Here is a 26399-nt window from a genome sequence, read left to right on the forward strand (position 1 = left end):
ATGCGCCAATCAAGCGCTTCCCGCGGCCTTGCTTCCTGCGGCCTTCGAGCGATGCAGGAGTTCAGTAACTTCCTGATCCGAGGTTTGGCCGAAATCCCTGTAATGCATGCCGACCGCATAGAACGGATCGGGGCTGCTGAGACAGATGATCTCGTCCACCTCCGCGCTGAGATCGGCAAGCGAGTCGCGGGGAGCGACCGGCACTGCAAGTACGAGATGGCCGGGCTTTGACCTTGCCAGCGCCCTGAGCGCGGCTTTCACCGTTCCGCCCGTCGCGATCCCGTCGTCGACGACGATCGTGGTGCGCCCGCCAATCTCCGGCGGCGGTTCGTCCTCGCGATAAAGCCGCCGCCGGCGTTCGATTTCGGCGAGCTGGCGGGCGATCTCGGCCTCTAGGTAGGCCGTGCCCGGCTGGATCTCGCGCACGATCTCCTCATTGAGCACGACCTGCGGGTGGGCGCCATCGACGACCGCGCCGAGCCCGAGTTCCTCGTGTCCCGGCGCGCCGATCTTGCGCACCAGCGCGACGTCCAGTTGGGCGTGCAGCGCTTGCGCAATCTCGAACGCGACGGGCACGCCACCGCGCGGCAGCGCAAGCACGATCGCGCCGCTGTCTCTGAACTTCATGAGCGCCGAGGCCAGCCGGCGCCCGGCGTCTCGCCGGTCGGCAAAAACAAAATGATCATCGGTTACACCGTCCGAGCGCCGCGATGCCAGAAACCGGCGGAACCAGCGGATGGCGTGTTGCGTCACCCGTTCAAGTGCACCAGGCTCTTCAAACAAGTGTGTCGCCTCCGGCACGATCACGAGGTCTTTTGCGCAGAACAGCTCCGCAAAGGCCGAACGGTTGAGCGGGATCACCGGCAGATCGGCGCCGCCGACGATCAACAGGGTCGGTGCGGTGACGGCGTGCAGCGCCTCGCCAGCCAGATCCGGGCGGCCGCCGCGCGAAACCACCGCCGCGACGTCCTGCCGGCCCGCAGCCGCGACCAGCGCGGCCGCAGCACCGGTGCTCGCGCCGAAATATCCGATCGGAAGCGCTGCGAGCTCCGGCCTGTTGCGGGTCCAGTCCGCAGCCTCCGTGAGTCGCGATGCCAATAGCGGGATATCGAACACGTTGCCGCGGTCGCGCTCCTCCTCCGGGCTGAGCAGATCAAGCAGCAGCGTGGCGAAGCCTGCTTCTCGGAGCGCCGCGGCGACCTGGTTGTTGCGCGGACTCAGGCGGCCACTGCCGCTGCCGTGGGCAAAAATCACGATGCCGGTTGCGCCTTGCGGCAGCCCCAGAATGCCGGCGAGACGGTGCGGACCGACAACCACTTCGCCGAGCTGTTCCCTTGCGCTTGCCATGATCAAAACCCGAAGGGATACGTTTCTGCGGCACCCGATGCGGCGCGTGTCGCAAGCGCCGTCACTGCGTTGGTCTCCTCGAACCAGACGAAGGCATCGAACTGATCGGGTAGCACCGCCTCGAAATAGTGGCTGAGGCGCTCCGTCTCAGGCCGATAGACGACGCCGATGGCGCGCTCGAGCCTCGGGCCGGTCAGCCGGTCGCGCAGCTCGCCCCGGCCGGGGGGCCGAAAGTCGGTCAGCGAACGCGCCAGACCCGTGCGGTGGAACAGGTACTCGTAGCTGTCCTCGCGCGCGGGCCGAACCGATTTGATCTCCATCTCGCCGCCCCAATCGGTCGCCGCAGCCACCGTACCGCGATCGGTGCCGAAGCCGATCAGCACGGCCTCGTCGCCATAGGTGTTGCGTGCGAGCTCGCCGATGTTGAATTCGCCGGCCCAGCCCATGGAAGTTGCCGCGGCGTTGCCGATGTGCGAGTTGTGGGCCCAGACCACCGCCTTGGCCTGCGGCCCTCGTTGCTGCATCAGATATTGCAGCGTGTCGAACATATGACGGTCGCGCAGGTTCCACGACTCGGTAGAGCCGCGATACATGATGCGATAGTACTGCTCGGCCGCGCGCACGATCCGCGCATTCTGCGCGGCGTTGAAGAACGCCTCGCCGTCGCGTTCCGCATAGGAGAGGCGTTGCGCCAATAGCTCGCGCAATTGCGTGACCACCTCGTCCTCGCATGTGTCCCGTCCGGACAGAACGGCATGACCGTAGCTGGCGGGGTCGGCCTGCCAAGGAGTGAGGCAGGAATAGCGTTCGCGCGCCGCGCGGGCGCGCTCCGGGTCGACGCGCTCGAGATAGGCGATGACGGCGGCAATGGAGCTCCTCAGGCTATAGACGTCGAGTCCCCGGAACTGGACCTTCCGGTCCGCGCGACAGGCATCGTTGTGGAAGCGCAGGTAGTCGACGAACTGCTTCACCTCGATGTTGCGCCACATCCAGCTCGGAAAGCGTTCGAACGGCCGCTCGAGCGGCCGTTCGAACGGCAATTGCCGCACGAGCTGATCGACCGTCGCGGCGTCCGGCCAATCGGCCTCGACCGCGACGATGTTGAAACCGTGATGCTCGATCAACTGCCGGGTGATGCTGGCACGCGCGCGATAGAACTCGGATGTGCCGTGCGTGGCTTCGCCGAGCATCACAATTTTGGCTTCGCCGAACCGGTCGAAGAACGAGGTGAAGTCGTCCCGTTCGGCGGCGGGCAGATGCTCGCCCGCCTCGCGCAGGAGATCGACCAACTCGCGATTAGTCCTCTCGCGAACTTGCTCGGCAGCCGGTGAAAGGGTCATGGCCAGGTTCCCCTGGATGGTTGTGCGCGCTTCTTCGGCATGAGCGCGCGCACGGGCTTCAGGGATCATCCTAGGCGCGCGCGCTGGAAGCGCCGGCCAGCGCTACTCCCGAATCAACTCGAGCGCTGGTCCGACGTTCCTCGCCCGGTGAAAGCAATTCCCGGCTCTCCTCGGGTTGACGTTGCTTCAGCCGGTGGTCGCGCCGGCATGTTGCCCGCCCGGCTGCGAAATCCCGTGCAGGGCCGTAGCGGCGCCGTCACCCGGCTTGGAAACCGCGATGTCGCCAAGCGGCGTCTACTGCGGCTCGATTCCAGCCGCCTTGATGATCCGTTCCCATCTGTTGATCTCAGCTTTCAGGAAAGCTTCGAGGGCTTCCGGGGTCGCGCGCTCGGGCTCCACCGGAGCCATGCTGAGCTCGGCAAAGCGGCCGATCAGCGCGGGATCTTTCAACGCCGCCTGCAGCGCGCTCACGAGCTGCTCGACGACGGGTTTGGGCGTCCCGCGCGGCGCGTAGAGACCGTACCACGTCGTCACATCGAAGGCGGGAACGCCGGCTTCAGCCGAGGTCGGCACGCCAGGCAGCGTCGCCACGCGCTTCTTGCTGGTGATCGCGTAGCCTTTGATCGTGTTCGACTGGATATAGGACGTTGGTCCCGTCGCGGGATCGCAATAGACGTCGATGTGGCCGGCGATGACGTCGTTCAGTGCCGGCCCGCCGCCTTTGTAATAGATGGGCGTGAGCTTGGTATCTGTCGCGCTCATGAACATCAAACCGCAGAGCTGCGAGGCTGAGCCGAGACCGACATTGCCGAAGGTGATCTTGTCGCCGGCGTTGCGGATCTGCGCGATGAGCTCGTTGAGATCCTTGGCTGGAAAGTTCGGCCGCGCCACGAGGATCATCGGGACGTCGGTGACGAGCCCGATCATGGCGAAGTCCCCGACCGGATCGAACGGCAGCTTGGCATAGAGGGCAGGGGCGGTGGCCTGGCCGACATGCATCAGGAGCAGCGTGTAGCCATCAGGTGCTGCCCTGGCGACGCGATTGGTGCCGAGCGTGCCGCCCGCGCCGACGACATTTTCAATCACGATGGACTGCTTCAGCGTCGCGCTCATGGCGCTGCCAAGGATACGTGCGATGACGTCGCCGGGACCGCCGGCGGAGAAGGGGACGATGATCGTGACCGGGCGTGAGGGATAGTCGTCCGCGATGGCCTCGCCGCAGGGATAGAGCAGGACAAGCAGGATCAGCGATCGTACGAGATACGTCATCGAACACTCCCTGGCGGCGTTGTTTTAGTCGTCGGAAGGCACAGCCTCCTTGGCTGCCGACGATTTTTCGATCATGTCGAGCGCGGCCACCGCAGCCGCATTGATGTGGTCGACGCAGCAGCGCTCGGCGAGATCCGGATCGCCGTTCTGGATCGCGCGCCAGATCGCTGTGACCTCGCGCAGGCTCTTGTTGATCCGCTTCGGCTGCGACATCGAGGTGATCCGGAGCAGCTGGATCCGGTCATGCAGCGGCTTGAGCATGCGCTCGATGAAGGCGTTGCGGCAGCCGCCGATCAGCGCCGCGTAAAAGTCGGTCTTGGCTTCCAGGCATCCGACGAGGTCCTGCTTGGCTGCGGCGGCCTTCAGCCGCGTCAGGGCTTCGCCGATCCGGCGCGCCACTTCCGGGTCGTGAAGCCTGGCGCATTCACGGCCGGCGAAGCCTTCGAGCACCGCGCGCGCTGCGTACAGCTGCCGGGCCTCCTCGAGGCTGATCGTGGAAACCACGGGGCCGCGGTGAGGGACCGTATTGACCAATCCGTCGGCCTCGAGGGCACGCAGCGCTTCCCGGATCGAGGGGCGGCTGACGCCCATCATCTCGCAGAGCTCGCGCTCGACCAGACGCTGGCCCGGCTTCAGCGTGCCGGACATGATCGCCTCGCGCAGCTTTTGCGCCACCATCGCTCGGACGGTCGGGACGTCATCGATGCGGAGTGTCGACTGCAATTCGCGGCGTCTTTCCATGTCCGGGCCTTGGTTGGAATGATTCAGTACCGGTTTACAGGCAGAATCATCATTTCGGCAATTTGAACGTGGGCGGGCTGGTCAAGGGCAAAGGCGATCGAACGGGCGATATCGGCCGGCTCGAGCGCCATCCTGAACTGGTCGAAATAGTCCTTTTCCTTCTGCTTGTCGCCGCGGTAGCGGGTCAGGATGATGTTGGTCCTGGTCAGGCCGGGCTGGAGCTCGGTGACCCGGATCGCGGTGTCCGCCAGTTCGCCCCGCAGGGTCTCGGTGAACATGTGCACGCCCGCCTTGCTGGTGCTGTAGGCGGCCATATCAGGGACAATACGGACGGCGTTGATGGAGCTGATGTTGACGATATGACCGGCGTTGCGCCGGACCATGTCGGGCAGGAGCGCGCGGGTGACGCGCATCAGGCCGATCAGATTGGTCTGGATGATATTGGACCAGTCGTCCGCGGAGCCGACGTCGAAACGCGTCCGCCCGCCGATGTCGTGGCCGGCGTTGTTGATGAGGACGTCGACCGGGTTGAAATGCGCTGGGACGGCGTCCGGCAGGCGGTCCACGGCCTGTGCATCGCTGACGTCGAGCTGGATCGGAAACACCGCGCTGCCCGCCGTCGCCGCCAGTTCCTGAAGAGCCTTGGCGTCGCGATCGACCAGCACGACGCGACGGCCGCTTTCCAGCAGCGCCTTGGTAATGGCGCGTCCAATGCCGCCCGCAGCGCCGGTCAGGACGACGGTTTGGCCCGATCCTTCAGTCATCGCAACACTCCCATTTCATGCTCTCATGCGATGGACCAGCCGCCGTCGATCGGCAGGCTGGCGCCGGTGATGTCATTTGTCGCGGGACCGCAGAGAAAGACCACCATGGCCGCGACGGCATCCATTTCGATGAAGCGCTGCGTGGGCTGGCGCTCGCCGAGATACTCGCGCGTCACGTCATCAATCGGGCGATTGCTGCTCGATGCCATCGTCGCGATCTTGTTCAGGATCGCCGGCGTCGGCAGCGTGCCGGGGCAGAGCGTGTTGCAGGTGATGCCGCTGCGGGCGGTCTCGATGGCCACGGCGCGGGTCATGCCGAGAATTGCCGTCTTGGTGGTGACGTAGTCGATGCGGTCCTCGACCGCGCGGCTCGAATAGATCGAGCCCATATTGATGATCCGGCCCCAGCCACGCTGCTTCATCTCCGGCAGCGCCAGTCGGATGAGATGGAATGGCGCCGAAAGGTTGACGGCCAGCGCCTGTTCCCATTTCTCGGACGGGAATTGTTCGATCGCAGAGAAATGCCTGACGACGGCGTTGTTGACGAGGATGTCGATGGCGCCGCAGCAGCCGAGAAGGTCCGCCATCATGGCCTCGATTGCCTCGCGCCGGGATAGATCGACGCCGGCTGCGATCGCCTCGACGCCGAAGCGGGCGCGGAGTTCATCTGCGGCCGGTTTCGGTGCAACGAGATCGTGGAGGACAATGTTGGCGCCCGCGCCGGCCAGGCCTTCTGCCACGGCGAGGCCAAGTCCTGCCGCCGCACCGGTCACGAGCGCCCATTTGCCCTTCATCGCCGCAATGCTCCGTTATGCCTTGTCGAGCTCGGCGAAGACTTCCTTCGCGTTCCGGAACGCATCGACACCCGCCGGCACACCGCAATAGATCGCGACCTGCATGAAGACCTCGCGGATCTCCTCACGGGTCGCGCCGTTGGCGAGCGCGCCGCGGACATGGGTCTTCAGCTCATGCGGGCGGTTGAGCGCGCAGAGCATTGCCAGGTTGAGGAAGCTGCGGGTCTTGCGCGTCAGTCCCTCGCGCCCCCAGACGTAACCCCAGCAATATTCCGTGGTGAGGTCCTGCATCGGGCGGTTGAAGTCGTCCGCGGATGCGATTGCCTTATCGACGAACTCGTTGCCGAGCACGGCTTTGCGGATCTCGAGACCGCGGTCATAGGTCGCCTTGTCCATCTTGTTCTCCGTTTCCTGTTCGGGCGGGATCAGCTCTTCGGCCAGAACGGCTTTGCCAGCGCGAGCTCCGGCGGGAACACCGTCACTGGCACGCCGGATTGCCACTGCACGATGGTCATGCCGGCACCGACGCGGCGGCCTTTCTCGTCGAACTTGATCTCGCCCAGCGGGTAATATTTCGAGGGACCGGCATCCATGGAGCGCAGCGCTTCGCCGACGGCGACTCGGTCGGCCTTGCCGGCCTTCTCCAGCGCGTCCTTGATCACCCACATGTCGCCATAGGTGGAGATCGCGTTCTGCGTCATCCACGGCTCCTTGTAGCGGGTCTTCAATTCGGCGATGAGGGCCTCGTGGCCCTTGGCGCCCCAGCTCGCAACGCAGGTCAAGACGCCCTGGAGCAGTTCGGGGCTGACGGTCTGAAGCATGTCCGGTTCGGCGATGGCGATGCCGAACGAAATGGTCGGCACCTTGCCCTGGCCGAGGCCGAACTCGTTCATCTTCTCGAGCAGCAGCTTGGCGTCCGAGATCACCGTCGGCAGGAAGAAAAGCAGATCGGGTTTTGCCGAGCGGATCTTCTGCACCAGCGACGTCGCGTCCGCGAGCGGCGGCGTGAACGTCTCGTCGACGATCAGCTGCAGCTGGTTCTCCGCCAGCAGGCCTTCGCGCATCGATTTCGCCGAGGCGATCGACGCGGCCGTGTTGTCGGTGAGGATCGCGACCGTCTTCGGCCGCTTGCCGGATGCCGTCTCCGCCAGCTTGATGATCTGCGGCAAGGCCTGGCGTGCCTGGGAGCCCGCCGTGGCCGAGGTCTGGAACACGTATTTGAAGCCGCGATCCGTGATCAGGTCGGAGTAGGAGAGGGTGAGAACGGGCAGGTTGGCGCGCTCGGTGACCTCGGTCACCGCGAGCGTGAACGAGGACAGATAGGCGCCGCTTGCCGCGACCAGGTCGCTCTCCTGGGCTACCATACGCTGGGCGGCGTTCTTGGCCTTCTCGGTGGTGTCGCCGGAATCGAGCACGACGAGCTTCAGCTTGGCGCCGCCGAGCGCCTTGATGCCGCCTTGCGCGTTGATGTGTTCGACCGCCATCTCGGCGCCTTCGCGCATCACCGTTCCCGGACGAGCATAGAGCCCGGAAATCGGGACCAGCAGGCCGACCTTGACCTCCGAGGGTTGCTGCGCCCAGGCGCGGGATGCGATCAGCGAGCCGGAGGCGCCGGCGATCAGCGTTCGTCGGGTGATCGTGATCTTGCTCATGACAATTCTCCTCCCTGAAAAATCGCGCGAGGCTCTATGATGATTTCTTCGGCCAGAACGGCTGCGCCTGCGCGAGCTCGGGCGGATAAACGGTGACTGGCACGCCCGATTGCCACTGCACGATGACGACGCCGGCGCCGATCCTCCGACCCTTCTCGTCGAATTTGAGCTGGCCGCCCGGATAGTATTTCGACGGGCCTGCATCCATGGTGCGGAAGGCCTGCGCGACCGCGTTGCGGTCGGCCTTGCCGGCCTTCTCCAGCGCTTCCTTCATCAGCCACATGTCACCGTAGGTCGAGATGACGTTCTGCGTCATCCAGGGCTCCTTGTATTTGGTCTTGAGCTCGGCGATCAGAGCCTCGTGGCCCTTCGAGCCCCAGTTGGCGACGATGGTCATGATGCCTTGCACGGTCTCCGGGCTCACGCTCTGGAGCATGTCCGGCTCGGCGATGGTGATGCTGAAGGACACGGTCGGGATCTTGCCCTGGCCGAGGCCGAACTCGCTGATCTTCTCCAGCCCGAGCTTGGCGTCCGACACCGCATTCGGCATGAACAGCAGCAGATCGGGCTTGGCCGAGCGAACCTTCTGGATCAGCGGCGTCGCATCCGACAGCGGCGGGGTCCAGACCTCCTCGACGACGAGCTGGAGGCCTTCCTGCGCGAACAGCTTCTCCTTGAGCGCCTTGGCCGTGGCGACCGAGGTCGCGGTGTTGTCCATCAGCATCGCCACGGTCTTCGGCTTCTTGCCTGAGGCATTCTCGGCGAGCTTCATCAGCGTCGGCAGGCCGAGCTCAGACTGACGGCTCGCGGTCGCGGCGGTCTGGAAGATGTATTTGAATCCGCGATCGGTCAGCAGGTCCGAATAGGACAGCGTCAGCATCGGCAGTTCGGCCCGCTCGGTCACCTCGGTGACGGCGAGTGTGAAGGAGGAGAGATAGGAGCCGGTTGCGGCGACCAGATCGGACTCCTGCGCCACCATGCGCTGTGCCGCGTTCTTGGCCTTCTCGGTGGTGTCGCCGCAATCGATCACCACAAGCTTCAGTTTGGCGCCGCCGAGCGCCTTGATGCCGCCTTGCGCGTTGATGTGCTCGATGCCCATCTCTGCGCCCATCTTCATCACCTGGCCGGGGCGGGTGTAGATTCCCGACAGCGGCACGATCAGTCCGACCTTGATCTCGCCAGGGGCTTGCGCGCGTGCCACGCCGGCGAGGCCGACGGCGGCGGCGCCGGACAGCACGGTCCGCCGCGTCAAACCTGTCGATCTCTTGCCATTCGATCTATTGCCATTCGATGTCTTGTTCATCTTGTTTCCTCCCTGCTCATTGTTCTTGTGCTGGTCACATGCCGAGATAGGCCTTCCGCACGCGGTCGTCGGCGCGCAGCGTGGCGTTGTTGCCCTCGAGCACGACGTGTCCGGCCTCGAGGACATAACCGCGATCGGCGGATTCCAGCGCCTCTGCGACGCGCTGCTCGACCAGCAGCATGGTCAGCCCCGACTGCCGGCGGATCTCGATCAGGCGTTCGAAGATGAAGTCGGCGGTCGACGGTGCGAGCCCCATCGAGGGCTCGTCCAGCATCAGGAGCTTTGGCGAGGAGGCGAGGCCGCGGCCGATCGCGAGCATTTGCTGCTGGCCGCCTGACATCGTGCCGGCGAACTGATTGCGGCGCTCCTTCAGCACCGGCAGCCACTCGAAGATCCGCTCGATGTTGGCCTGCCAGTCGCGCCGGCCGCTTTCGGTCATCGCACCCATTTCGAGATTCTCCATCACCGTCAGCGACGGGAAGACCTGGCGGCCCTCGGGGACGTGGGCGATACCGAGATGGGCGCGCTGCGGCGGCGGCACCGCGAGGAGATCGAAGCCGTCGAACGTGATTGCCCCGCCGCTCGGCTTCACGATGCCGGAGATCGTCTTGAACAGCGTGGTCTTGCCGGCGCCGTTGGGCCCGACGATCGCAACGAACTGGCCCGCGCCGACACAGATCGAGACGTCGTTCAGGACGGGCTTGGCGGAATAGCCCGCGCTCAATCGCTCAATTCGCAGCATGGCCCACCCATTTCTTGCCGAGATAGGCCTCGATCACGCGGCTGTCGCGCGTCACGACTTCAGGCAGGCCCTCGGTGATGACGGCGCCGTGGTCGAGCACGAGAAAGCTGTCGACCAGGCGGACCATGGCCTGCATCGTGTGCTCGATGATGGCGATGGTCATGCCGTCGCGCGCGAGCTGCTGGATGACGGCGACGAGCTCGTCGGCCTCGCCATGGCCGAGGCCCGCGAGCGTCTCGTCGAGCAGCAGGATGCGCGGCTGGCCGGCGATCGCGCGGGCAAGCTCCATCAGCCGCAGCTCCTTGGTCGAGAGCTCGCCGGCGACACGCCCGGCGACCGCAGAGAGCCCGACACGGGCGACCGCATCGGCGGCAAGCTTGCGCGCCTCCTCGTCGGAGTGCGCGCGTACATAGGCGCCGACCACGACGTTGTCGAGGATCGACATGCGCAGGAACGGCCGCATCACCTGGAAAGTGCGGCCGATGCCGGCTTCGCAGATCACGTGTGGCCGCTGGCCGGACATGTTGCGGCCGTCGATCAGCACCTCGCCCTGGCTCGGCTTCAGGAAGCCGTTGAGGAGGTTGAACAGCGTGGTCTTGCCGGCGCCGTTCGGGCCGATGATGCCGAGGATTTCGTTCTTGTGCAGCTTGAAGCTGACATCCTGCACGGCTTTGAGGCCGCCGAAGGAGCGCGAGAGGTTCTTCACCTCGAGCACGACCTCGCCGGTCGCGGCGCGCTGCCGCGAGGCGGGCTTCAGCGCCGTGACGTTGGCGGCCGAGGTGTCGGGGATGTCGGCCGCGGCCGCTTTGGATGCCATCCGCTTGCGCAGGAGATCGCGCAACTTCCAGAACAGTCCTTCAGGCGCGAGCAGGATGACGCAGACGATGGCAAAGCCGAAGATCACGCCCTGAATGCCAGGGAAGCGCGCGCCGGCCTCGGCGTGCAGGATCTCGGCGAGCGGGATCAGGATCACCGAGCCGATGACCGGACCCCAGACCGTGCCGACGCCGCCGAACATCGCCACCGTCAGCGCTTGCGCGGACACCAGCATGCCGAATACCGATTGCGGCGTCACGACGAGCAGCACTTGCGCGTAGAAGCCGCCGATGGCGGCGGCGATTGCACCGCTCAGCGTGATGGCGCGCAGTTTCCAGGCCAAAGTGTTGATCCCGGCTGCCTCGGCCGCAGCCTCGTTCTGCTTGATCGCGAGCAAGGCCATGCCGAAGCGGGATCGCTCGATCACTTGCGTCAGCACGATGGTGGCAAGCATGATTGCGAGCCCCAGCAGCGTGTAAACGTGGGGATCGGCGAACTGCATATAGGCGATCGGCGCATCGCGCTTGATCGGAAGCGTCACCTCCTGGAAGCCGAGCCACTCGAACACGTAGAGGATAGCGAGCGGGTAGGCGAGCATCGCGAGGGCGAAGTAGTGGCCCTGCAGGCGGAAGGTCGGAAATCCGATCAGGAGCCCGGCGATGCCGCCGAGCATGGCGGCGACCGGGATCAGCAGCCAGGGGGAGATGTTGAAATAGATCTGGCCGAGCGCAGTCGCATAGGCGCCGATACCGAAGAACGCGGCGTGGCCGAACGAGATCAGGCCGGTGTAGCCGCTGAGCAGATTCCAGGACAGACCGAACACCGCCCACACCGGCACCAGCGTCAGGATGAGCTGGTAGTAGGAATTGGTGACGCCGAGCGAGAGCGCGGCATAGGCGATGGTGAAGAGCAGGGGAGGAAGAAAGGAATGCATCCGGAGCATGGTCACGTCCTCTCTACCATGCGCCCGAAGAAGCCTTGCGGGCGGAAGAAGATGATGAGGAGGAAGACGGCGAAGATCGCGGCGTTCTGCAGCTGTGTCGGCAGGATCAGCGTCGACATCTGCTGCACGAGGCCGATCGTCATGCCGCCCCAGAAGGCACCGATGATGCTGCCCATGCCGCCGAGCACGACGCCAGCATACATGACGATGACGTATTCGAGGCCGACGAACGGGTGGAAGGGATAGTTGGTGGCGAGGAGGCCACCGGCGATCGCGGTGATGCCGCAGCCGAGCGCGAAGGCGGTGCGGTGCGCGCGGTCGACGTCGATGCCCATATAGGTCGCGGCCGTCGGGTTGTCCGCGGCGGCGCGGAGCGACTTGCCGATCCGTGTTCGCGTGATCAGCAGCGAGAGCAGAACCATGATCGCCAGCGAAACGATCGCGTCGATGCTGCGCGCCTTGTTCAGGAAGATGCTCATGTCGAACAAGGGGCCGATCTCCCAGGCCGAGCTCGACAGCGGCGTGCGGATCGAGGCCAGCACGGAGCCGAACACGATGAGTCCGCCATTCTGCAGGATCAGCGCGATGCCGAGCGTGAGGATGAGTTGGGCGTAATGGCCTTCGCCTTCGAGCGAGGCTGTGCGCGTCCCGGACACGTGCGAGATCAGTGTGCGGTGGACGAAATAGCCGAACACGGCGAGCACGGGCCCGGCCAGCAGGATGGCGACGAATGGTCCCACCGCGTTGCCGAACAGCGCCTGCACGCCGGCCGCAGTAAACAGATAGAAGGCGGTGTACATGCCGAGCATCATGAAGTCGCCGTGGGCGAAGTTGATGACCCGCATGACGCCAAAGATCAGGCCGAGCCCGACGCACATCAGGCCGTACACTGCGCCGATCAAAAGGCCCGCGGCGAGCGCTTGCAGGAATCCTTCCATCAGCTCCGCCTCCGCGCAGCGTCTGCACCGGCTGACGATGCTACACTGGTCTCCAAGTCGACCATGTTTCCCCCATACTCTCCGGCATTTCTTACGATGCCGGTCGCAAAGTCCGTTCCGTTGCGTGCAGACGGCATTGCGCGGCGATGATTCCTGCATTGCCGAGCTGTTCGCAGTCGTCGATGAATTGCTCGAGCCGATGTGCGCGATCGTCACCGAGCACGCGGCTGGCGGCAGCGCGGAAGCGTGCGCGAATGTCTGAAGGCGTTGCGGCGATGACGTCGGGCAGGGCGTGCCTAATGGTCCGGCCATCGCGCAGATGCACGGTCACATCCGCGCCCTGCTTGCCGGGGAAGGCGGCGGTGAAGCCGGGATCTGCCTTCAGGTCCGTGACCCCAACCAGGCGGACGATGTCGGCATCGTCGAGCCCCGCATAATTCGCTTCCTCGATCTCGCCCCCCGCCAGCGTCGCCGCGACGCTGAACGGAATGCTCATCTTGGCCTGGAGCGCGTTGCGATAGGGCCCTTTTGAATCGCAACCGGGATAGCGAACGGCGGCGTCGGGCGCGCGAATGACGACGCGGTCGATCTCCTCAGTGCTGGAAAGCTCGTGCGAGACGCGAAGCGCGGCTTGTGCCGCCGTCTGCGCGAAATTGCAGGCTGGGACCGGCTTGTTGTAGACGGCCATGATCTCGCAACCGCCGTCCGGGAAGAGCGCGATGCTGTCGGGCGCAGCCTGGCGGCGATAGGCAGCGAACAGGCCGGCTTCGCCTTCGAGGATTGTCTCTGAACCGAACGCGCCCGCTGCGGCGAGGCCAACGGCCTTGATCGCGTTGCTGGCGGCAAAACCCGGATGGAAATACATGTCCGAGCCGCCGGCATGCGGCCACTCGTTCAGTCCGCTGGATGTATTGGCCGCGATTGCGATGGCGCTGGTAGCTTGGTCCTCGGAAAGGCCGAGCGCGTAACTTCCCGCGAGCGCCGCGCCCGGAGGCGTCACCAGGCCAGTCGGGCGATAGAGGCGCGCGAGATCGGACGTCAGGAGCGCGCGTCCGATCCGCGCGCCGGCCTCATAGCCGATGATGGCAGCCGCGAGCAGCCTGGCACCATGCAGCGGCGTCTGTTCCGACAGCGCAAGCAGCGTCGGCCAGATCACGACGCCGTGGTGCGCGATGCTCGCCGCATGCATGTCTTCCCGCACGAGACCATGTCCCATCACGGCGTTGGCAAAGGCCGCGTCGGCCGGGGACGAGAGTTGCGACGTCCCGATGATCGTTGCGCCGCCACCGCCTTGCGCGATCGCAACGGCCTGTCGGCTCCAGGGATGGTGGCCCGCCTCGACCGCGCAGGAGAGGAAGTCGAGCAGGCAGAGCTTTGCCTTGGCGACGACCTCCGGCCCGAAATCTCCGAGATCCAGCGCAAGCACGCTCCGCGCCATCTGGCGCGCGAGCGATACCTTGCCTGAACCGGTCGGGCCGATCGTCATCGCGGGTTGTTCTCCCTGAAGGCGCGCAATCAGCCGCGCATCTTGACCCCCGCCCACTCTTCGAGCACCTTGGCAATCGAGGTGAAATCGGACGACGCGCCGTATTTGGCGTTGGTGATCGCGAGCATCTGCCGCACGACCGCGCCGCAGACCATCGGCACGCCCATGGCCTCGGCTTCGTCCACGCAGAGACGGACGTCCTTGTAGGAAAGGCCGGTGGTGAAGCCGAAATCGAATGTGCCAGGCAGCACCGCGCGGGGGAACTTGTCCTCGGAGGCGCTGTTGCGGCCGCTGCTGGCGTTGATGATGTCGATCAAGACCTTGGCGTTGACGCCGCCCTTGACGCCCATGGCGACGGCTTCCGAGGTGATGACCAGCGCGGCGGCCGCCATCAGATTGTTGGCGAGCTTGGCGGTTTGCGCCACGCCGGGCTTGTCGCCGGTGTAGAACAGCTTGCCAAAGTTCTTCAGGATCGGCTGCACGGTCTCAAAGGTCGCCTGCGGACACGACACCATCACGGCCAGCGTGCCGTTGACGGCGCCCTTGATGCCGCCGCTCACGGGCGCATCGACCAGCGTCATGCCCTTGGCTTTCAGGCCTTCGGCGACGAGCTTCGCCGCGCCGGGCCCAGAGGTCGACAGGTCGATGATGATCTTGGCACGGTTGCCGCTGCTGATGCCGTCCTGGCCGAGCGTGACGGTCTTGACGATGTCGGGTGTCGGCAGGCTGGCGAGCACGATGTCGGCGCGCGAGGCGACGTCGGCCGGCGACTTGCCGAGCAGCGCGCCACGCTTGACCAGCGGCTGAGTTGCTTCGGCCTGCGTGTCAAAGACGACGAGCGAATGGCCCGCGTCCATCAATCGTCCCGCCATGGGACCGCCCATGCGGCCCGTGCCGATCACGCCGAGCGTCTCTCCCGCCATCGTTCACTCCCTGTCGCGCGGTCCCGTGACGGGCGCGCCTTATTTGTCTTCTGGTCGATCGTTCTCGGCGGCTGGCCGTGCCGACCGCCATCGTTGCGGCGACGGGATCCCGCGCCAGCGGGCGGGATTGTTATGATTGTCAGACAAGCTGTCAAGCATAACATTTGGGATCGACAGTTTGCCGCGGATCGGCATAAGGTCGAAAGAAAACGAGGAAGACGTCCCGCGTGCCGCAAGATCCGATTCCGAGTGTGAGCAAGACGCTCGCCGATTTCGTCGCTGCCTCGTCATGGGCGGACGTGGAGGCGCAGAGCCACGAGGCGCGGCGCTCGATTCTCAATTTCTTCGCAACCGCGCTAGGCTCTGCACGCGATCCGGTGGTCGAGGCCGCAATGCGGACCTTGTCGCCGTTCAGCGGCGCCGCGACTGCGACGGTCATCGGCCGTTCCGAGCGAATGGATGCATTGTGCGCCTCGTTTCTCAACGCCGTCTCGGCGAATCTGCTCGACTCCGACGACACCCATCCCGACACGATCATTCACCCGGCAGCACCGGTGGCAGCTCCCGTCCTGGCGCTTGCGGAGACGGGCCGGCTATCGGGGCGCGAGGTGCTCACGGCCTTCATCCTCGGTGTCGATGTGGAGTGCCGGATCGGCAATGCGGTCTCGCCGGGTCATTACGCGCGCGGCTGGCACATCACCTCGACTTGCGGAATTTTCGGCGCGGCGGCGGCGTGTGCGAAGCTGCTGGGCCTGCCGGCGGAAGCGATTGCCAATGCCATCGGAATTGCAGCGAGCCAGTCGGCCGGCAATGTCGAAAACCTGCCCAGCGCCGCAAAGAATGTCAGCGTGGGCAACGCTGCGCGGAATGGTTTATTTGCGGCGCTGCTTGCGCAGCAGGGCTACGAGGCGGCCCCCCGCGCGATCGAAGGTCCCCTCGGCTGGGCCCGCACCATGGGAGACGAACTCGATCACGCGCAGCTGTTCGATGGTCTCGGAAAGAGCTGGGAGATCGCGAAGAATACCTACAAGCCGTATCCCGCAGGAATCGTCTTTCACGCGGTCATCGACGCCTGCCTCCTGTTGCGGGAACGGATCGCTGGACGAGCCGACCAGATCGAGTCGGTCATCGTGCAGGGCTCGGCGCTGCTGCTCGCCCGCGGCGACCGCCCCGTCAACAACGAGCGTGATGCGCGCGTCAGTATCCATCATTGCGTGGCCTGCGGACTGCTGCTCGGCACGGCCGGAGTTGCCGAGTTCGCCTTCGAGACAGTGGTCCGGCGCGATATCGCGCAATTCCGGCAGAAGGTGAGGGCGGAGCTGGACAGCGAGATGCCCGATGGTGCCGCGCGCGTCATCTTGCGTCTGTTGTCCGGCGAGGTCCTCACCGAGACCGTCATCTCGCCGCGCGGCAGCCAGGCTGCACCGCTCGAAGATCGCGACATCGAGGCCAAGCTGCGCGACGGCGTGCGAAGCGGTCGAAGCGACTGGGACACAGAACGTGTCATCGACGCGATCTGGCGGCTCGAGGCGGCAGATGACGTCGCCAATCTCCTGCAATCGCTGCGGCCGCCCTCGGCGTCGCGCCACACGGATTCCAACCCTTAACTAGGATCTCTCAAGACCGGAAAGGACGATCATGAGCAAGACTGAACTATTCGAGAAGGGCCTCAAAGTCCGCAAGGAAGTGCTCGGCGAGGACTATGTCAACAAGTCGATCGCCGGCGCCGACGAGTTCACGCGCACGATGGCGGAGTGGTCCACCGAGTTCTGCTGGGGCGCTCTGTGGACCCGGCCCGGCGTCGACCGGCGCACGCGCTCGATCGTCAATCTCGCGATGCTCGGTGCGCTGAACCGGCCGCACGAGCTGAAGCTGCACGTCAAAGGCGCCCTCAAGAACGGCCTGACCAAGGAGGAGATCAAGGAGATCCTGCTCCAGGTCGCCGTCTATTGCGGCGTTCCCGCCGGCATCGACGCCTTCCGCAACGCGCGCGAGGCCTTCAACGAGGTCGACGCGGGGTCCTGAAAGCCCGCCGCCTGATTGGAAGACTCCATGGCTGACCCGGAATACGAGCTCTTCGCCATCCGCTATGCAACGCGGGAGGCGCAGCGCAGCGAGCACTTCATCGGCGGCGATCCGCATGACGGGCCGATGCCGATGGACTATTTCATGTGGCTGGCGAGGGGAGGCGGGCGCATCGTCGTCATCGATACCGGGTTCAACGCCGAGATCGCGAAGCAGCGCGGGCGGAATTTCCTGCGCTGCCCGGTGGAGACGCTTCGGGCGTTCGATATCGACCCGGCCGACGTCGAGGATGTGATCCTCACGCATCTGCACTACGACCATGCCGGCAATTTTGACCGGTTTCCGAACGCGCGGTTTCACCTCCAGGAGCGCGAGCTCGCCTATGCCACGGGGCGCTATATGCAATATCCGAGGCTGTCCCATTCGTTCGAAGTCGAGGATATCTGCGGAATTGTACGGCTGAACTACGCGCGCCGTGTGCTGTTCTATGATGGAGACGCCGAAATAGCGCCTGGGGTGACGGTCCACGCCGCAGGCGGCCATTCAGCCGGTCTTCAGTTCGTCCGCGTCAACACGCGCCGCGGCCCTGTCGTGCTCGCCTCCGACGTCAGTCACTTCTACGAAAGCATGACCAGCGAGCGTCCGTTCACGACGGCATTTCACGTCGGCGACATGCTGGTGGGTTTCGACAAGCTGCGGGCCGCGGCACCTGGCGCGGACCACATCGTTCCCGGCCATGATCCGCTGGTCATGAACCTCTACCCGGCACCGAGCCCGGACTTCAATGGCATCGCAGTCCGTCTCGACGTGGCGCCGTCAGGGGCCGCTCGGCGCGAGGACGTCCGGCGCACGCCAGCGTGACCGCACGTGGCGGGTTCCGAGCTTGCGTCGCGACCGTTGCGGTTCGGAACCAAAGCCGCCGCATTCGCATTCGCAACTGGTCGCCGGATGCGCTTGACGGTGGAGGACGATGAGGGACAGCACGTCGGAAGTGGCCCAAATCAGGGACGCCGTTCACCTCTGCGTCGACATGCAGAACATTTTTGCTCCCGGCGGTCTCTGGGCGACGCCCTGGATGGAGCGTGTCCAGCCGACGATCATCTCGGTCGTTTCGCGCCATCCGGTGAGAACGATCTTCACGCGCTTCATCACCCCCCAGGATCCGGAGGATCGCCCAGGACAGTGGCAGAGCTATTTTCACCGCTGGCACCAGGCGACGCGCAGGTATCTGCCGCCTTCCGCTCTTGAGCTCGTGCCGGCCTTGAGCCGATTCATTCCGCCAGCTGCCGTCATCGACAAGCCGGCCTATTCCGCGTTCAGCAATCCCGGTCTCGCGAGCCTGCTGCTCGAAAAGAAGGTCGGGACCGTCGTGATATCAGGCGCGGAGACGGACGTCTGCGTGCTCTCGACGGTGCTGAGCGCAGTCGATCTCGGCTTCAGGGTCGTCATCGTCGAGGACGCGCTGTGCAGCTCGTCCGATGTCGGGCACGATGCGCTCATGACGATGTATCGCACCCGCTTTCACGGCCAGGTCGACCTGGTGACAGCGGAAGAGCTGGCCGAGTTCTGGCGGGAATAGGATGCGCAGCGGAATAGATCCGCAATCTCCAGTGCGCGCAATGCGCCCACAGCACCCTCGAGGCGGGTCAAGCGACCGCGACGTCGGCCGTCGCCGACCTCGCATATGGCGGCCGCGCATTGTCCGCGCCGGATCGAATGCTCAGATAGGCCGGATCGAAACCGGCGAGCCGGACCAGGCCCGGCCAGTCCGTGATCGTCAAGGTCTTGCCCTGCCATTGCAGCAGATTGCGACGGCGCAGCTCCTGGATGGTGCGGTTGGCGTGGACCGGGGAGACGCTACAGGCCGCGGCAAGGTCGGACTGGGTGAAGGGCGAGGACAACCTGAAATCCTTGGCGAGCCCGACGATTTGCAGCCGAACGGTGATCTCGCATAGCAGATGTGCCACGCGCGTCAATGCGTCCCGGCTGCCGAGATTCACCGTCCAATTGCGCTGGATGGCGTGGTCGGCAAGCAGCATCAACAGCATCGCATGTGACATCGCCGGAGAACGCGCCGCGACTTCGCGAAAGAAGCGGTGCGGCACGAGGGCAACGATGGCGGAGCCGAGCGCAACCAGATTGCCGTCGATGCGCGGACGATAGAGGGTGTGCAGGTTGGCGATGTCGCCGGGAACGCAGATCGCGGTGATCTGGCCATCTAGGCTTTCGTGGGCTTGCCAGGACAGATACCCCTGGAGCAGCAGGCAGCATTGCGTAGCCTCATCGCCGTGCCGCAAGATGTTCTGATGCGTGCCGAAATGCGCAATGCTGCTCGGCATGTCCGCAAGCAAATCGAGCTCGCCGGTGGTCAATCCGGCGAGGCTCGTCAGCCGATCGGCGAGTTTCGAGAAAGCAAATCCTGCCTGCATGTGATGTCCGATGGCCGGCCGCCCGGCTCCGACTTTGACCGAGAAGGACGGTAAGAGGCATTAACCTTTGATAGGTTCGCTCCGGTGCGTCAGCCGATGCAGCAAAGCGCCCGGATAAAGACGTGTCGTATTGTTCATTGTTCCTATTGATCTGAGCGCAGCGTCTGCCGAGCAGGAACAGCCGACGTTCATGGCCGTTACTGGACGGGTGGTGCGGTGGAGGAAACAGAAAGCGGATGCGCGGGCGCTTCTGGCTGCTGTCGGCAATCCTCGTCGCGTGCGCAGTCGCTGCGGGGGTATGGTTCATCACCGCGCCGGAGCGCTTCGGTTCGAGCAAGGAGGCCGTATCTGACACGGCTGGCGACGTCGAGCACGGCAAGCTCGTGTTTGCGGCTGGCGATTGCGCCTCCTGCCATGCATCGCCGGGCCAGTCCGATCGTCTGCGCCTTGGTGGAGGACTGGCTCTCGCGTCCCCTTACGGGACTTTTCGTGCGCCCAACATTTCGACGCATCGGATCGACGGCATCGGGAACTGGACCGCCCAGGACCTCGCCAATGCGCTGCTGCGCGGAGTGTCTCCGGACGGAAGCCACTATTATCCGGTCTTTCCCTACGCAAGCTTTACGCATATGCGTCCTGATGACGTGCGGGACTTGATGGCTTATTTGCGCACGCTGCCTGCAGTGAAGGGGCGTCCGCCGAACCATGAGCTCAATCCGGTATTCGGGATTCGCCGTTTCGTCGGATTCTGGAAGATGCTGTATTTCAAGCCCGGCCCGATTGCGCCGGATCCGGCTCACGACGAAAAATGGAATCGCGGTCGCTATCTCAGCGAGGCGCTGGCCCATTGCGTGGAGTGCCATTCGTCCCGCGACATCTTCGGTGGCATCAAGGCGAGCACACGTTATGCTGGCGGACCGGATCCCGTCGGTACCGGTTTCTATCCCAACATCACGGCCGCACGCCTCGGCGACTGGTCGAAAGCGCAATTGGCGGCGATGCTGAAAACGGGGATCACGCCAAATCACGGCCGGGTCGGCTCGTCCATGGCCGGCGTCGTCACCAACACGGCGATGCTGCCCGAGAGCGATCGTGAGGCGATTGCCGCCTTCGTGAAATCATTGCCGGCGCGGCCGACGCCCAATCCCTGAACGTCTCACTGCGCGTAGAGGTAAGCCGCAACATCGCGCGCCTCGGCTTCAGTGATACCGGTCGCGGGCATTGCCGTCCGGGGCGAGAAGGCCTGTGGTGTCACGATCCACTGCACCAGATTGTCCGGCGCGTTGGCTGCAACGCCGGCGATGTAGACGCGCGTCCTGAGATCGGCGAGGGACGCACCGACCTGGCCGTCGCCGCCGGGAATGCCTGGGATGGTATGGCACCCCGCGCAGCCGTAGCGGCGGATCAGCGCCGGCGCGCGGGCCGGATCACCCCCCGTCATGGCGCGGGCGATGCTTTCATTTTGCCGGCGCTCACTGCGTACGAGGCCGGCCGCGACCGCCGCGGCGAGAAGGCTCGCCACTCCGATCGCTAGGGCCGCCCAACTAGAGCGCGTGAAGCGCATCGGCTCGCTCCGTAGCTTGGCCGGCCCGCCGGATCCAGAGCGCGATCAGCGCGAGGGCTGCGCCGGCATAGATCGTTCCTGCCGGCACCCACATGATGATGCCAGCCAATTGCTGGTCCTCGAGCGGCGTCAAGCCCCAGGCCGCCGCAGCATCGGCTTGCTGCCGATAGAGGAGGTGCGGGGCCAGTGCCATCAGCGCACCGAGAATGCTCGTGTGCAGCATGGTGACGAAGACATGCCAGGCAGCGCTGCCGATTGGGCTGCGCCGGAACACCGACCACCAGAACAGGATCGCGGTCAGAAAGAAGCTCAGATGCTGCACCCGGTGCAGGAGGATGTTCTCGACCGCGGCATCGAACAGCGCCGGCGCGTGCCAGGCCCAGATCGCGATCCCATGCAGCAGCGTGGCGTTGCGGCCAGCGCTCAGCAGGGTCCACAGCCGCATGGTGCACGGATGCCGCATCGCCCAGCCGATCGCGAGCCGCGCGCGCCGCGGCAGAGACCATAGCAACGGTCCAACCGGTCTTGCGAGCACAAGCAGCGGTGCCGCCACGGCCATCAGGATCTCGTGCTCGATCATATGGAACGAGAGCAGGCGCTCCCCGAGCCAATGCAGCGGCGACACCAGCGCGGCCACCAGTGCAAGCCAGCCCGCGCCGCAGATGACATCCTGCACGATGCGTTTGCGGCCTTTCCGTGCCAGCATGAGCCTGCCGATGCCGTGCATGAGGCCGAAAAGCACCAGCGGCGTGACGATCCACGGGTCGATCGCCCAGCTCGGTGCCGCAGCCTGGGGCGCCGAACCATGGGCATAGACCGCGTGCGGTATCGACCAAGCGACCGCGGCGAAGGTTATTTTTCGCATCCAGTCAACACCATTGCAGCGATGCCCTGCATCAGCAGAGCGAAAGTGAAGAGGCCCGCGGAGAGCGCACTGACGGCGCTGCCGAAATCGACATTGCCCCGGTGCTCCTCGATGTCGCCGATCACCATCCGCGGAGACAGCCACGATGCGAGGCCCGACGCGATCGTGAGCGCCGCACCGATGAACGAGGTAATGGCCGAGGCGTGCAGCTGCGAGCGGCAATCGGCATAGGGCAAGATCTGCCCGAGCTGCATGTTCGCCGCCCAGACCAGCGGCGCAATCCAAAGGCCGGCCCAGATCGAGAGATGGGTGAGGAGCTTTGACGCGCTCATAGTCGTGCCAGCCAATAGATGCAGCCATAGAGCGGAAGCCAGGTCGCGACGACAAAGTTCCAATACATGACATTGTCCTGGACGTCGCCGAACCTCCTTGCGCTCCGGCCGTGCCGCGTGAACATCAGTGCCGCCAGCACCAGCGTGTCGACGAGATCGGTGATGATGTGGGTGGTGTGGAGGCCAAGCAGGGTCCACACCACTGAGCCGTAGGCGTTGCTGTCCCAGCTCACCTTGAGGGCAGGAAATTCGAACACGCGCACGATCAGCGGGAGGGTGCCGAGGATCGACATGATCACCATCCCGATCCGCACCTTGCGCAGGTCCTGCTGCTCGGCCCAGCGCGAGAGCAGGATATTGGGGACGAGACTGGCTAGCAGGATCAACGTCACGAGCGTGCCCGGGAGCAGATCGGGCGGGGGCGCATTGATAGGCCAGGCCGTCGCCAGGCTCATCAGGTAGAGATAGACGGCGATGGCGAGCGCGAAGCCGGTGCCTTCGATCAGCATGAAGGCGAGCGTGCCCCACCAGGTGATGCTAGCGGTGCCCATCCCGTGCAGCGGCAGTTTGCCGAGATCGAGCACGATCTTCTCTCTCATGACCCATCCTCCGGTGTCCCCTTGGGCCAGAACCAGCCGATCAGCGCGAACGCGACGGGAATGGAGCCCCACACCACGGCCCACGGCGAGAAGATCGACCAGATCAGCATGATCGTGGTCGCAATCGCCGCCCACAGGGGCCAGATGGAATTCTGCGGTGAGGCCTCGCGCGCCTGCGGCTCGGCGGTTGCCAGCGTGGTTACGATCAGTTCGCGGCGATCGGTGCGTAAGCCATCGGCGATGGGAAGGGTGTCGCGGTCGTCCCACAATGGGCGCAGGCTGCCGACGATTGGAATCATCGCGAAATTGTAGCTCGGGGGAGGGGATGTCGTGGCCCATTCCAGCGTCGGCGCATCCCAGGGATTGTCTGGCGCAATCTCTCCGAAGCGCGCACTCCGGATGGCATTGACGAAGAACAGCAGGAAACCTGCTGTGAGGATCACCGCACTGAAGCTGACGAACAGGTTGAGCCCGTGCCAGGGCAGGTCGGGCTGATAGGTGTAAATGCGACGCGGCATGCCTTCGAGCCCAAGGATGTGCATCGGAAAGAATGTCGCGTTGAAGCCGACGAAGACCAGCCAGAATGACCACTGCCCGAGTGTTTCGCTCATCGTGCGTCCGGTCAGCTTGGGAAACCAATAGTGGATGGCGCCAAGCAACGGAAACACGGCGCCGCCGATCAGCACGTAGTGAAAATGCGCGACGACGAAATAGGTGTCGTGCACCTGGGTGTCGAACGGCACGGACGCGACCATCACGCCGTTCAATCCGCCGATGACGAACGTCACGATGAAGCCGACGATGAACAGGAGAGGTGTCTTGAACACCGGTGTTCCGTCCCACAGCGTCGCAAGCCAGCAGAAGACCTGGATGCCGGCGGGGATCGCGATCGCCATGCTGGAGGCTGTGAAGAAGCTGTCGCCGAGCCGCGGCAGTCCTGCCACGAACATATGATGCACCCACAGCCCGAAGGCGAGGATGCCGGTCGCGATCAGCGCCATCACCAGGCCGAGATAGCCGAAGGCCGGCCGACGCGCGAACGGCTCGATCATGGTCGACACCATGCCCGCGGCGGGCAGAAAGATGATGTAGACCTCGGGATGGCCGAAGAACCAGAACAGGTGCTGCCAGAGCAGCACGTCACCGCCCTCGGCCGGATTGTAGAAATGAGTGCCGACGAGGCGGTCGAGGATCAGGCTGGTGCTCGCGAGCACGATCGCCGGCATCGCCATGATCACCAGGAACGATGTCACCAGCATGGCCCAGACGAACACCGGGATGCGGTCGAGCGTCATGCCCGGCGCACGCTGCTTGAAGATGGTGACGACCAGCTCGACCGCGACCGCGAGCGCGGAGATCTCGGTGAAGGTGATCATCTGGGCCCAGATGTCGGCACGCTTGCCGGTGCCGTATTGCGGGCCCGATAGTGGCACATAGGCAAACCAGCCGACGTCGGGCCCCATGTCGAGCGCGAACGCGGTCCAGAGCAGCGCGCCGCCGGCAAGATAAATCCAGTAGGAGAAGGCGTTCAGGCGCGGGAAGGCGATGTTGCGCGTGCCGACCATCAGCGGCACGAGATAGACCGCCACCGCTTCCATCACGGGCACGGCGAACAGGAACATCATGTTCGCGCCGTGCATCGTGAAGATCTGGTTGTAGCGATCGGGACCGAGCAGGCGCGCCTCCGGCTGCGCCAGCTGAATTCGCATCAAGGCGGCGAGCACGCCGCCAAGGGCAAGGAAGACGAAGGCGGTGAAGATATAGCGGCGGCCGATGATCTTGTGGTCGACGGTCGCAAGCGCGCCCCAGAAGCCGGATGGCGTCTTCCACGTCTCCGCCAGCGCACCGGCGAGGAGCGTGCGGTCGCTATCGCGCGCATCGGGCGCTGGAGCAGGACGAGTCATTTCAGGCTCGCCAGATACGCGGACACCGCGCGCAGCTCGTCGGGCGTCAGCGGCACCATCGGCATGTTGTTGCCGGGCTTGATGGTCTGGGGATCGGCGATCCAGGCCGCGAGCGAGCCGCGTGTGGTCTCGAACACACCGGCGGCGATGGTGCGGCGGCTGCCGACATGGGTGAGTTCGGGCCCCGTGGTGCCCGCCGCGGCGGTGCCGCGGATGGTGTGGCAGGCCGCGCAGGGCTTTGCCAGGAAGGTTTGCAATCCCGTGGCGGTCTCATCCTCGGCGGGTTGCGCCGCGGTCTGCCGCTGTGTTGCCGCCCATTTGTCGAAATCGTCTTGCGGTTCGGCAATCACCAGCAGCGCCATATGGGCGTGCTGCATGCCGCAGAACTCGGCGCATTGACCACGGTAGATGCCGGCGTGCTCGGCGCGGATGGTGAGCTCGTTCGGACGACCGGGAACGAGATCCTGCTTGCCGGCAAGACTCGGGACCCAGAACGAATGGATCACGTCGAGGCCTTCGAGCTTGAGGCGCACCTTGCGGCCGACCGGAATGTGGATCTCGTTGGCGGTCTCGAACCGGCTCGACGGATCGGGGCCAATATATTCGAGACCCCACCACCATTGCAGGCCACGCACCCGGATCGTCAGATAGTCCTGTCCCGCGACGGTGAGCGCGTGGGTCGCGACGAAGCTCAGGATGGTGAAGGTGCCGATAATGAGAACGGTTGCGACGACGGCACCGGTCACGGCAATGGTCATTCGTCGCTCGCGTCCCGGTTCGGCAGACACCGGCTGCGCATCGCGGCTCCGGCACAACGCGGCGATCAGCGCGACCATCACTAGCATCCAGACCACGGAGCAGACCGAGACGATCAGGATGATGAGGTGCTTCAGGCTGATCGCCGAGGTGCCGTAGACGTCGAGCGCGGATTGCCAGTTGCCCGCGCAGCCGGCGAGCGGCGCGGCGAGCATTGCGCTCGAGCAGGCTCTGCGGGCGGCGCGGATCACGGCGTCGGTCCCTGATCCGGATGGACGGGCGAGGGGCCTTCATCGAACAGCAGCGCTGCCGGCGCGCGGTTCTCGGCGGGCCGGGTCTGCTTCTCGTCGTTGCGGCTCGGTGCGGCGGTCTTGCCTTGATAGGAGCCGATCGTCTGCACATAGCCGGCGAGCTGCCAGATCTGATCCGTCGTCATCTTGTCGCCAAACGCGGGCATGCCGTGCGGCCGCCCATCCCGGATCGAGGCGAAGATCGAGACCATCTCGGGCCCGTAGTACCACCAGCCGTCGAGGAAGCCGGGACCGCTGCCGCCCTGGCCGTCGCCATGGCAACTCTTGCAGCCGAACCAAGCATAGAGCCGCTTGCCCTGGCTGAGATTGTAGGCGTTGGCCTCATAGGGTTTGCCGAGCACGAAATAGACGTCCGGCGGCGCGCCGCTGATGCGGTTCGGCATCAGCGCTACTCTGTCGAGCGCATCGGCGATCGGCGGATCGAGCCGCAACTGCCGCTCTTCCCGCTGGCAGCCCGCCAAAGCAGTTGCAAGACCAAGGAGAACGCCGGCCATCCGCTGCATCTGATCGCTTGAAGTCAGGAACCTGCAATCTTCAATCGACTCGCCGAACCAAG

At 64.9% G+C, this 26399-nt stretch carries 27 protein-coding genes; 5 read left to right on the forward strand and 22 right to left on the reverse strand.

Annotation, left to right across the window (positions count from 1 at the left end; translation table 11 throughout):
• Positions 1–9: 9 nt before the first annotated feature.
• From YU9_RS51145 to YU9_RS0124080, 14 genes are all read right to left on the reverse strand, one after another.
• Entirely contained in the window at positions 10–1347 is a 1338-nt protein-coding gene (locus YU9_RS51145) for a phosphoribosyltransferase family protein (protein WP_371259190.1), read from the reverse strand.
• Positions 1348–1349: 2 nt separating this feature from the next.
• Entirely contained in the window at positions 1350–2687 is a 1338-nt protein-coding gene (locus YU9_RS0124020) for an erythromycin esterase family protein (RefSeq protein WP_027575087.1), read from the reverse strand.
• 294 nt (positions 2688–2981) lie between these two features.
• Positions 2982–3956 carry a tripartite tricarboxylate transporter substrate-binding protein gene (locus YU9_RS0124025; protein ID WP_027575088.1) on the reverse strand — a complete coding sequence of 325 codons (975 nt, stop codon included), beginning with the start codon at positions 3954–3956 and terminating at the stop codon, positions 2982–2984.
• A gap of 24 nt (positions 3957–3980) precedes the next feature.
• Entirely contained in the window at positions 3981–4697 is a 717-nt protein-coding gene (locus tag YU9_RS0124030; protein WP_051380498.1) for a GntR family transcriptional regulator, read from the reverse strand.
• 23 nt (positions 4698–4720) lie between these two features.
• Positions 4721–5461 (reverse strand): SDR family oxidoreductase, encoded by a 741-nt coding sequence (locus YU9_RS0124035; RefSeq protein ID WP_027575090.1) that lies wholly within the window; start codon positions 5459–5461, stop codon positions 4721–4723.
• Between the two features lie 23 nt (positions 5462–5484).
• Positions 5485–6255, reverse strand: coding sequence for an SDR family oxidoreductase (locus tag YU9_RS0124040; protein WP_027575091.1), 771 nt, complete (start codon positions 6253–6255; stop codon positions 5485–5487).
• A gap of 15 nt (positions 6256–6270) precedes the next feature.
• Complete coding sequence (locus YU9_RS0124045; protein ID WP_027575092.1) at positions 6271–6651, reverse strand: carboxymuconolactone decarboxylase family protein; 381 nt, start codon at positions 6649–6651, stop codon at positions 6271–6273.
• Between the two features lie 29 nt (positions 6652–6680).
• Entirely contained in the window at positions 6681–7907 is a 1227-nt protein-coding gene (locus YU9_RS0124050; RefSeq protein ID WP_027575093.1) for an ABC transporter substrate-binding protein, read from the reverse strand.
• A gap of 34 nt (positions 7908–7941) precedes the next feature.
• On the reverse strand, positions 7942–9210 hold the full coding sequence (locus tag YU9_RS0124055) for an ABC transporter substrate-binding protein (protein ID WP_027575094.1): 1269 nt from the start codon (positions 9208–9210) through the stop codon (positions 7942–7944).
• 34 nt (positions 9211–9244) lie between these two features.
• Positions 9245–9952 (reverse strand): ABC transporter ATP-binding protein, encoded by a 708-nt coding sequence (locus YU9_RS0124060; RefSeq protein ID WP_027575095.1) that lies wholly within the window; start codon positions 9950–9952, stop codon positions 9245–9247.
• Positions 9939–11711 carry an ATP-binding cassette domain-containing protein gene (locus YU9_RS0124065; protein WP_027575096.1) on the reverse strand — a complete coding sequence of 591 codons (1773 nt, stop codon included), beginning with the start codon at positions 11709–11711 and terminating at the stop codon, positions 9939–9941. Before YU9_RS0124065 ends, YU9_RS0124060 begins: the two co-directional genes overlap by 14 nt.
• A gap of 2 nt (positions 11712–11713) precedes the next feature.
• Positions 11714–12649, reverse strand: a complete 936-nt coding sequence (locus tag YU9_RS0124070) for a branched-chain amino acid ABC transporter permease (protein WP_027575097.1) — start codon at positions 12647–12649, stop codon at positions 11714–11716.
• 91 nt (positions 12650–12740) lie between these two features.
• Positions 12741–14135, reverse strand: a complete 1395-nt coding sequence (locus YU9_RS0124075) for an MmgE/PrpD family protein (protein ID WP_027575098.1) — start codon at positions 14133–14135, stop codon at positions 12741–12743.
• A gap of 29 nt (positions 14136–14164) precedes the next feature.
• Positions 14165–15058, reverse strand: coding sequence for an NAD(P)-dependent oxidoreductase (locus YU9_RS0124080; RefSeq protein WP_027575099.1), 894 nt, complete (start codon positions 15056–15058; stop codon positions 14165–14167).
• A 251-nt stretch (positions 15059–15309) separates the two neighbouring features.
• On the opposite strand from YU9_RS0124080, the gene YU9_RS0124085 reads away from it, so the two are divergent.
• From YU9_RS0124085 to YU9_RS0124100, 4 genes are all read left to right on the forward strand, one after another.
• The gene (locus tag YU9_RS0124085; RefSeq protein WP_245266512.1) at positions 15310–16665 is read left to right on the forward strand and encodes an MmgE/PrpD family protein; all 1356 of its coding nucleotides are present in this window, start codon (positions 15310–15312) and stop codon (positions 16663–16665) included.
• Between the two features lie 31 nt (positions 16666–16696).
• Entirely contained in the window at positions 16697–17083 is a 387-nt protein-coding gene (locus YU9_RS0124090; protein WP_027575101.1) for a carboxymuconolactone decarboxylase family protein, read from the forward strand.
• Between the two features lie 27 nt (positions 17084–17110).
• Positions 17111–17944 carry an N-acyl homoserine lactonase family protein gene (locus tag YU9_RS42390; protein WP_036017976.1) on the forward strand — a complete coding sequence of 278 codons (834 nt, stop codon included), beginning with the start codon at positions 17111–17113 and terminating at the stop codon, positions 17942–17944.
• Positions 17945–18053: 109 nt separating this feature from the next.
• Complete coding sequence (locus tag YU9_RS0124100) at positions 18054–18662, forward strand: cysteine hydrolase family protein (protein WP_027575102.1); 609 nt, start codon at positions 18054–18056, stop codon at positions 18660–18662.
• A gap of 67 nt (positions 18663–18729) precedes the next feature.
• On the opposite strand, the gene YU9_RS0124105 is transcribed toward YU9_RS0124100, so the two are convergent.
• Positions 18730–19512 carry a Crp/Fnr family transcriptional regulator gene (locus YU9_RS0124105; RefSeq protein WP_027575103.1) on the reverse strand — a complete coding sequence of 261 codons (783 nt, stop codon included), beginning with the start codon at positions 19510–19512 and terminating at the stop codon, positions 18730–18732.
• Positions 19513–19748: 236 nt separating this feature from the next.
• Here YU9_RS0124105 and YU9_RS0124110 point away from each other — a divergent pair, with 236 nt between their 5' ends.
• Positions 19749–20663 (forward strand): cytochrome c, encoded by a 915-nt coding sequence (locus tag YU9_RS0124110; protein ID WP_027575104.1) that lies wholly within the window; start codon positions 19749–19751, stop codon positions 20661–20663.
• A gap of 5 nt (positions 20664–20668) precedes the next feature.
• Here the strand turns inward: YU9_RS0124110 and YU9_RS0124115 are convergent, their stop codons facing one another.
• From YU9_RS0124115 to YU9_RS0124145, 7 genes are all read right to left on the reverse strand, one after another.
• Positions 20669–21076 (reverse strand): cytochrome c family protein, encoded by a 408-nt coding sequence (locus YU9_RS0124115; protein WP_027575105.1) that lies wholly within the window; start codon positions 21074–21076, stop codon positions 20669–20671.
• Entirely contained in the window at positions 21057–21941 is an 885-nt protein-coding gene (locus YU9_RS0124120; RefSeq protein WP_027575106.1) for a cytochrome c oxidase assembly protein, read from the reverse strand. The genes YU9_RS0124115 and YU9_RS0124120 overlap by 20 nt, the downstream gene beginning before the upstream one ends.
• Positions 21929–22195, reverse strand: coding sequence for a hypothetical protein (locus tag YU9_RS0124125; RefSeq protein ID WP_156952080.1), 267 nt, complete (start codon positions 22193–22195; stop codon positions 21929–21931). The genes YU9_RS0124120 and YU9_RS0124125 overlap by 13 nt, the downstream gene beginning before the upstream one ends.
• Before the next feature lie 74 nt (positions 22196–22269).
• The gene (locus YU9_RS0124130; RefSeq protein WP_027575108.1) at positions 22270–22872 is read right to left on the reverse strand and encodes a cytochrome c oxidase subunit 3; all 603 of its coding nucleotides are present in this window, start codon (positions 22870–22872) and stop codon (positions 22270–22272) included.
• Positions 22869–24776 carry a cytochrome c oxidase subunit I gene (gene ctaD, locus YU9_RS0124135; protein ID WP_027575109.1) on the reverse strand — a complete coding sequence of 636 codons (1908 nt, stop codon included), beginning with the start codon at positions 24774–24776 and terminating at the stop codon, positions 22869–22871. The genes YU9_RS0124130 and ctaD overlap by 4 nt, the downstream gene beginning before the upstream one ends.
• On the reverse strand, positions 24773–25783 hold the full coding sequence (gene coxB / locus YU9_RS0124140; RefSeq protein WP_036017979.1) for a cytochrome c oxidase subunit II: 1011 nt from the start codon (positions 25781–25783) through the stop codon (positions 24773–24775). The genes ctaD and coxB overlap by 4 nt, the downstream gene beginning before the upstream one ends.
• Positions 25780–26337 carry a c-type cytochrome gene (locus YU9_RS0124145; RefSeq protein ID WP_156952081.1) on the reverse strand — a complete coding sequence of 186 codons (558 nt, stop codon included), beginning with the start codon at positions 26335–26337 and terminating at the stop codon, positions 25780–25782. Before YU9_RS0124145 ends, coxB begins: the two co-directional genes overlap by 4 nt.
• Between the last annotated feature and the right edge of the window lie 62 nt (positions 26338–26399).

Origin of the sequence: Bradyrhizobium sp. WSM1743 (genome assembly GCF_000473065.1) — a bacterium.
Lineage (GTDB): Bacteria > Pseudomonadota > Alphaproteobacteria > Rhizobiales > Xanthobacteraceae > Bradyrhizobium.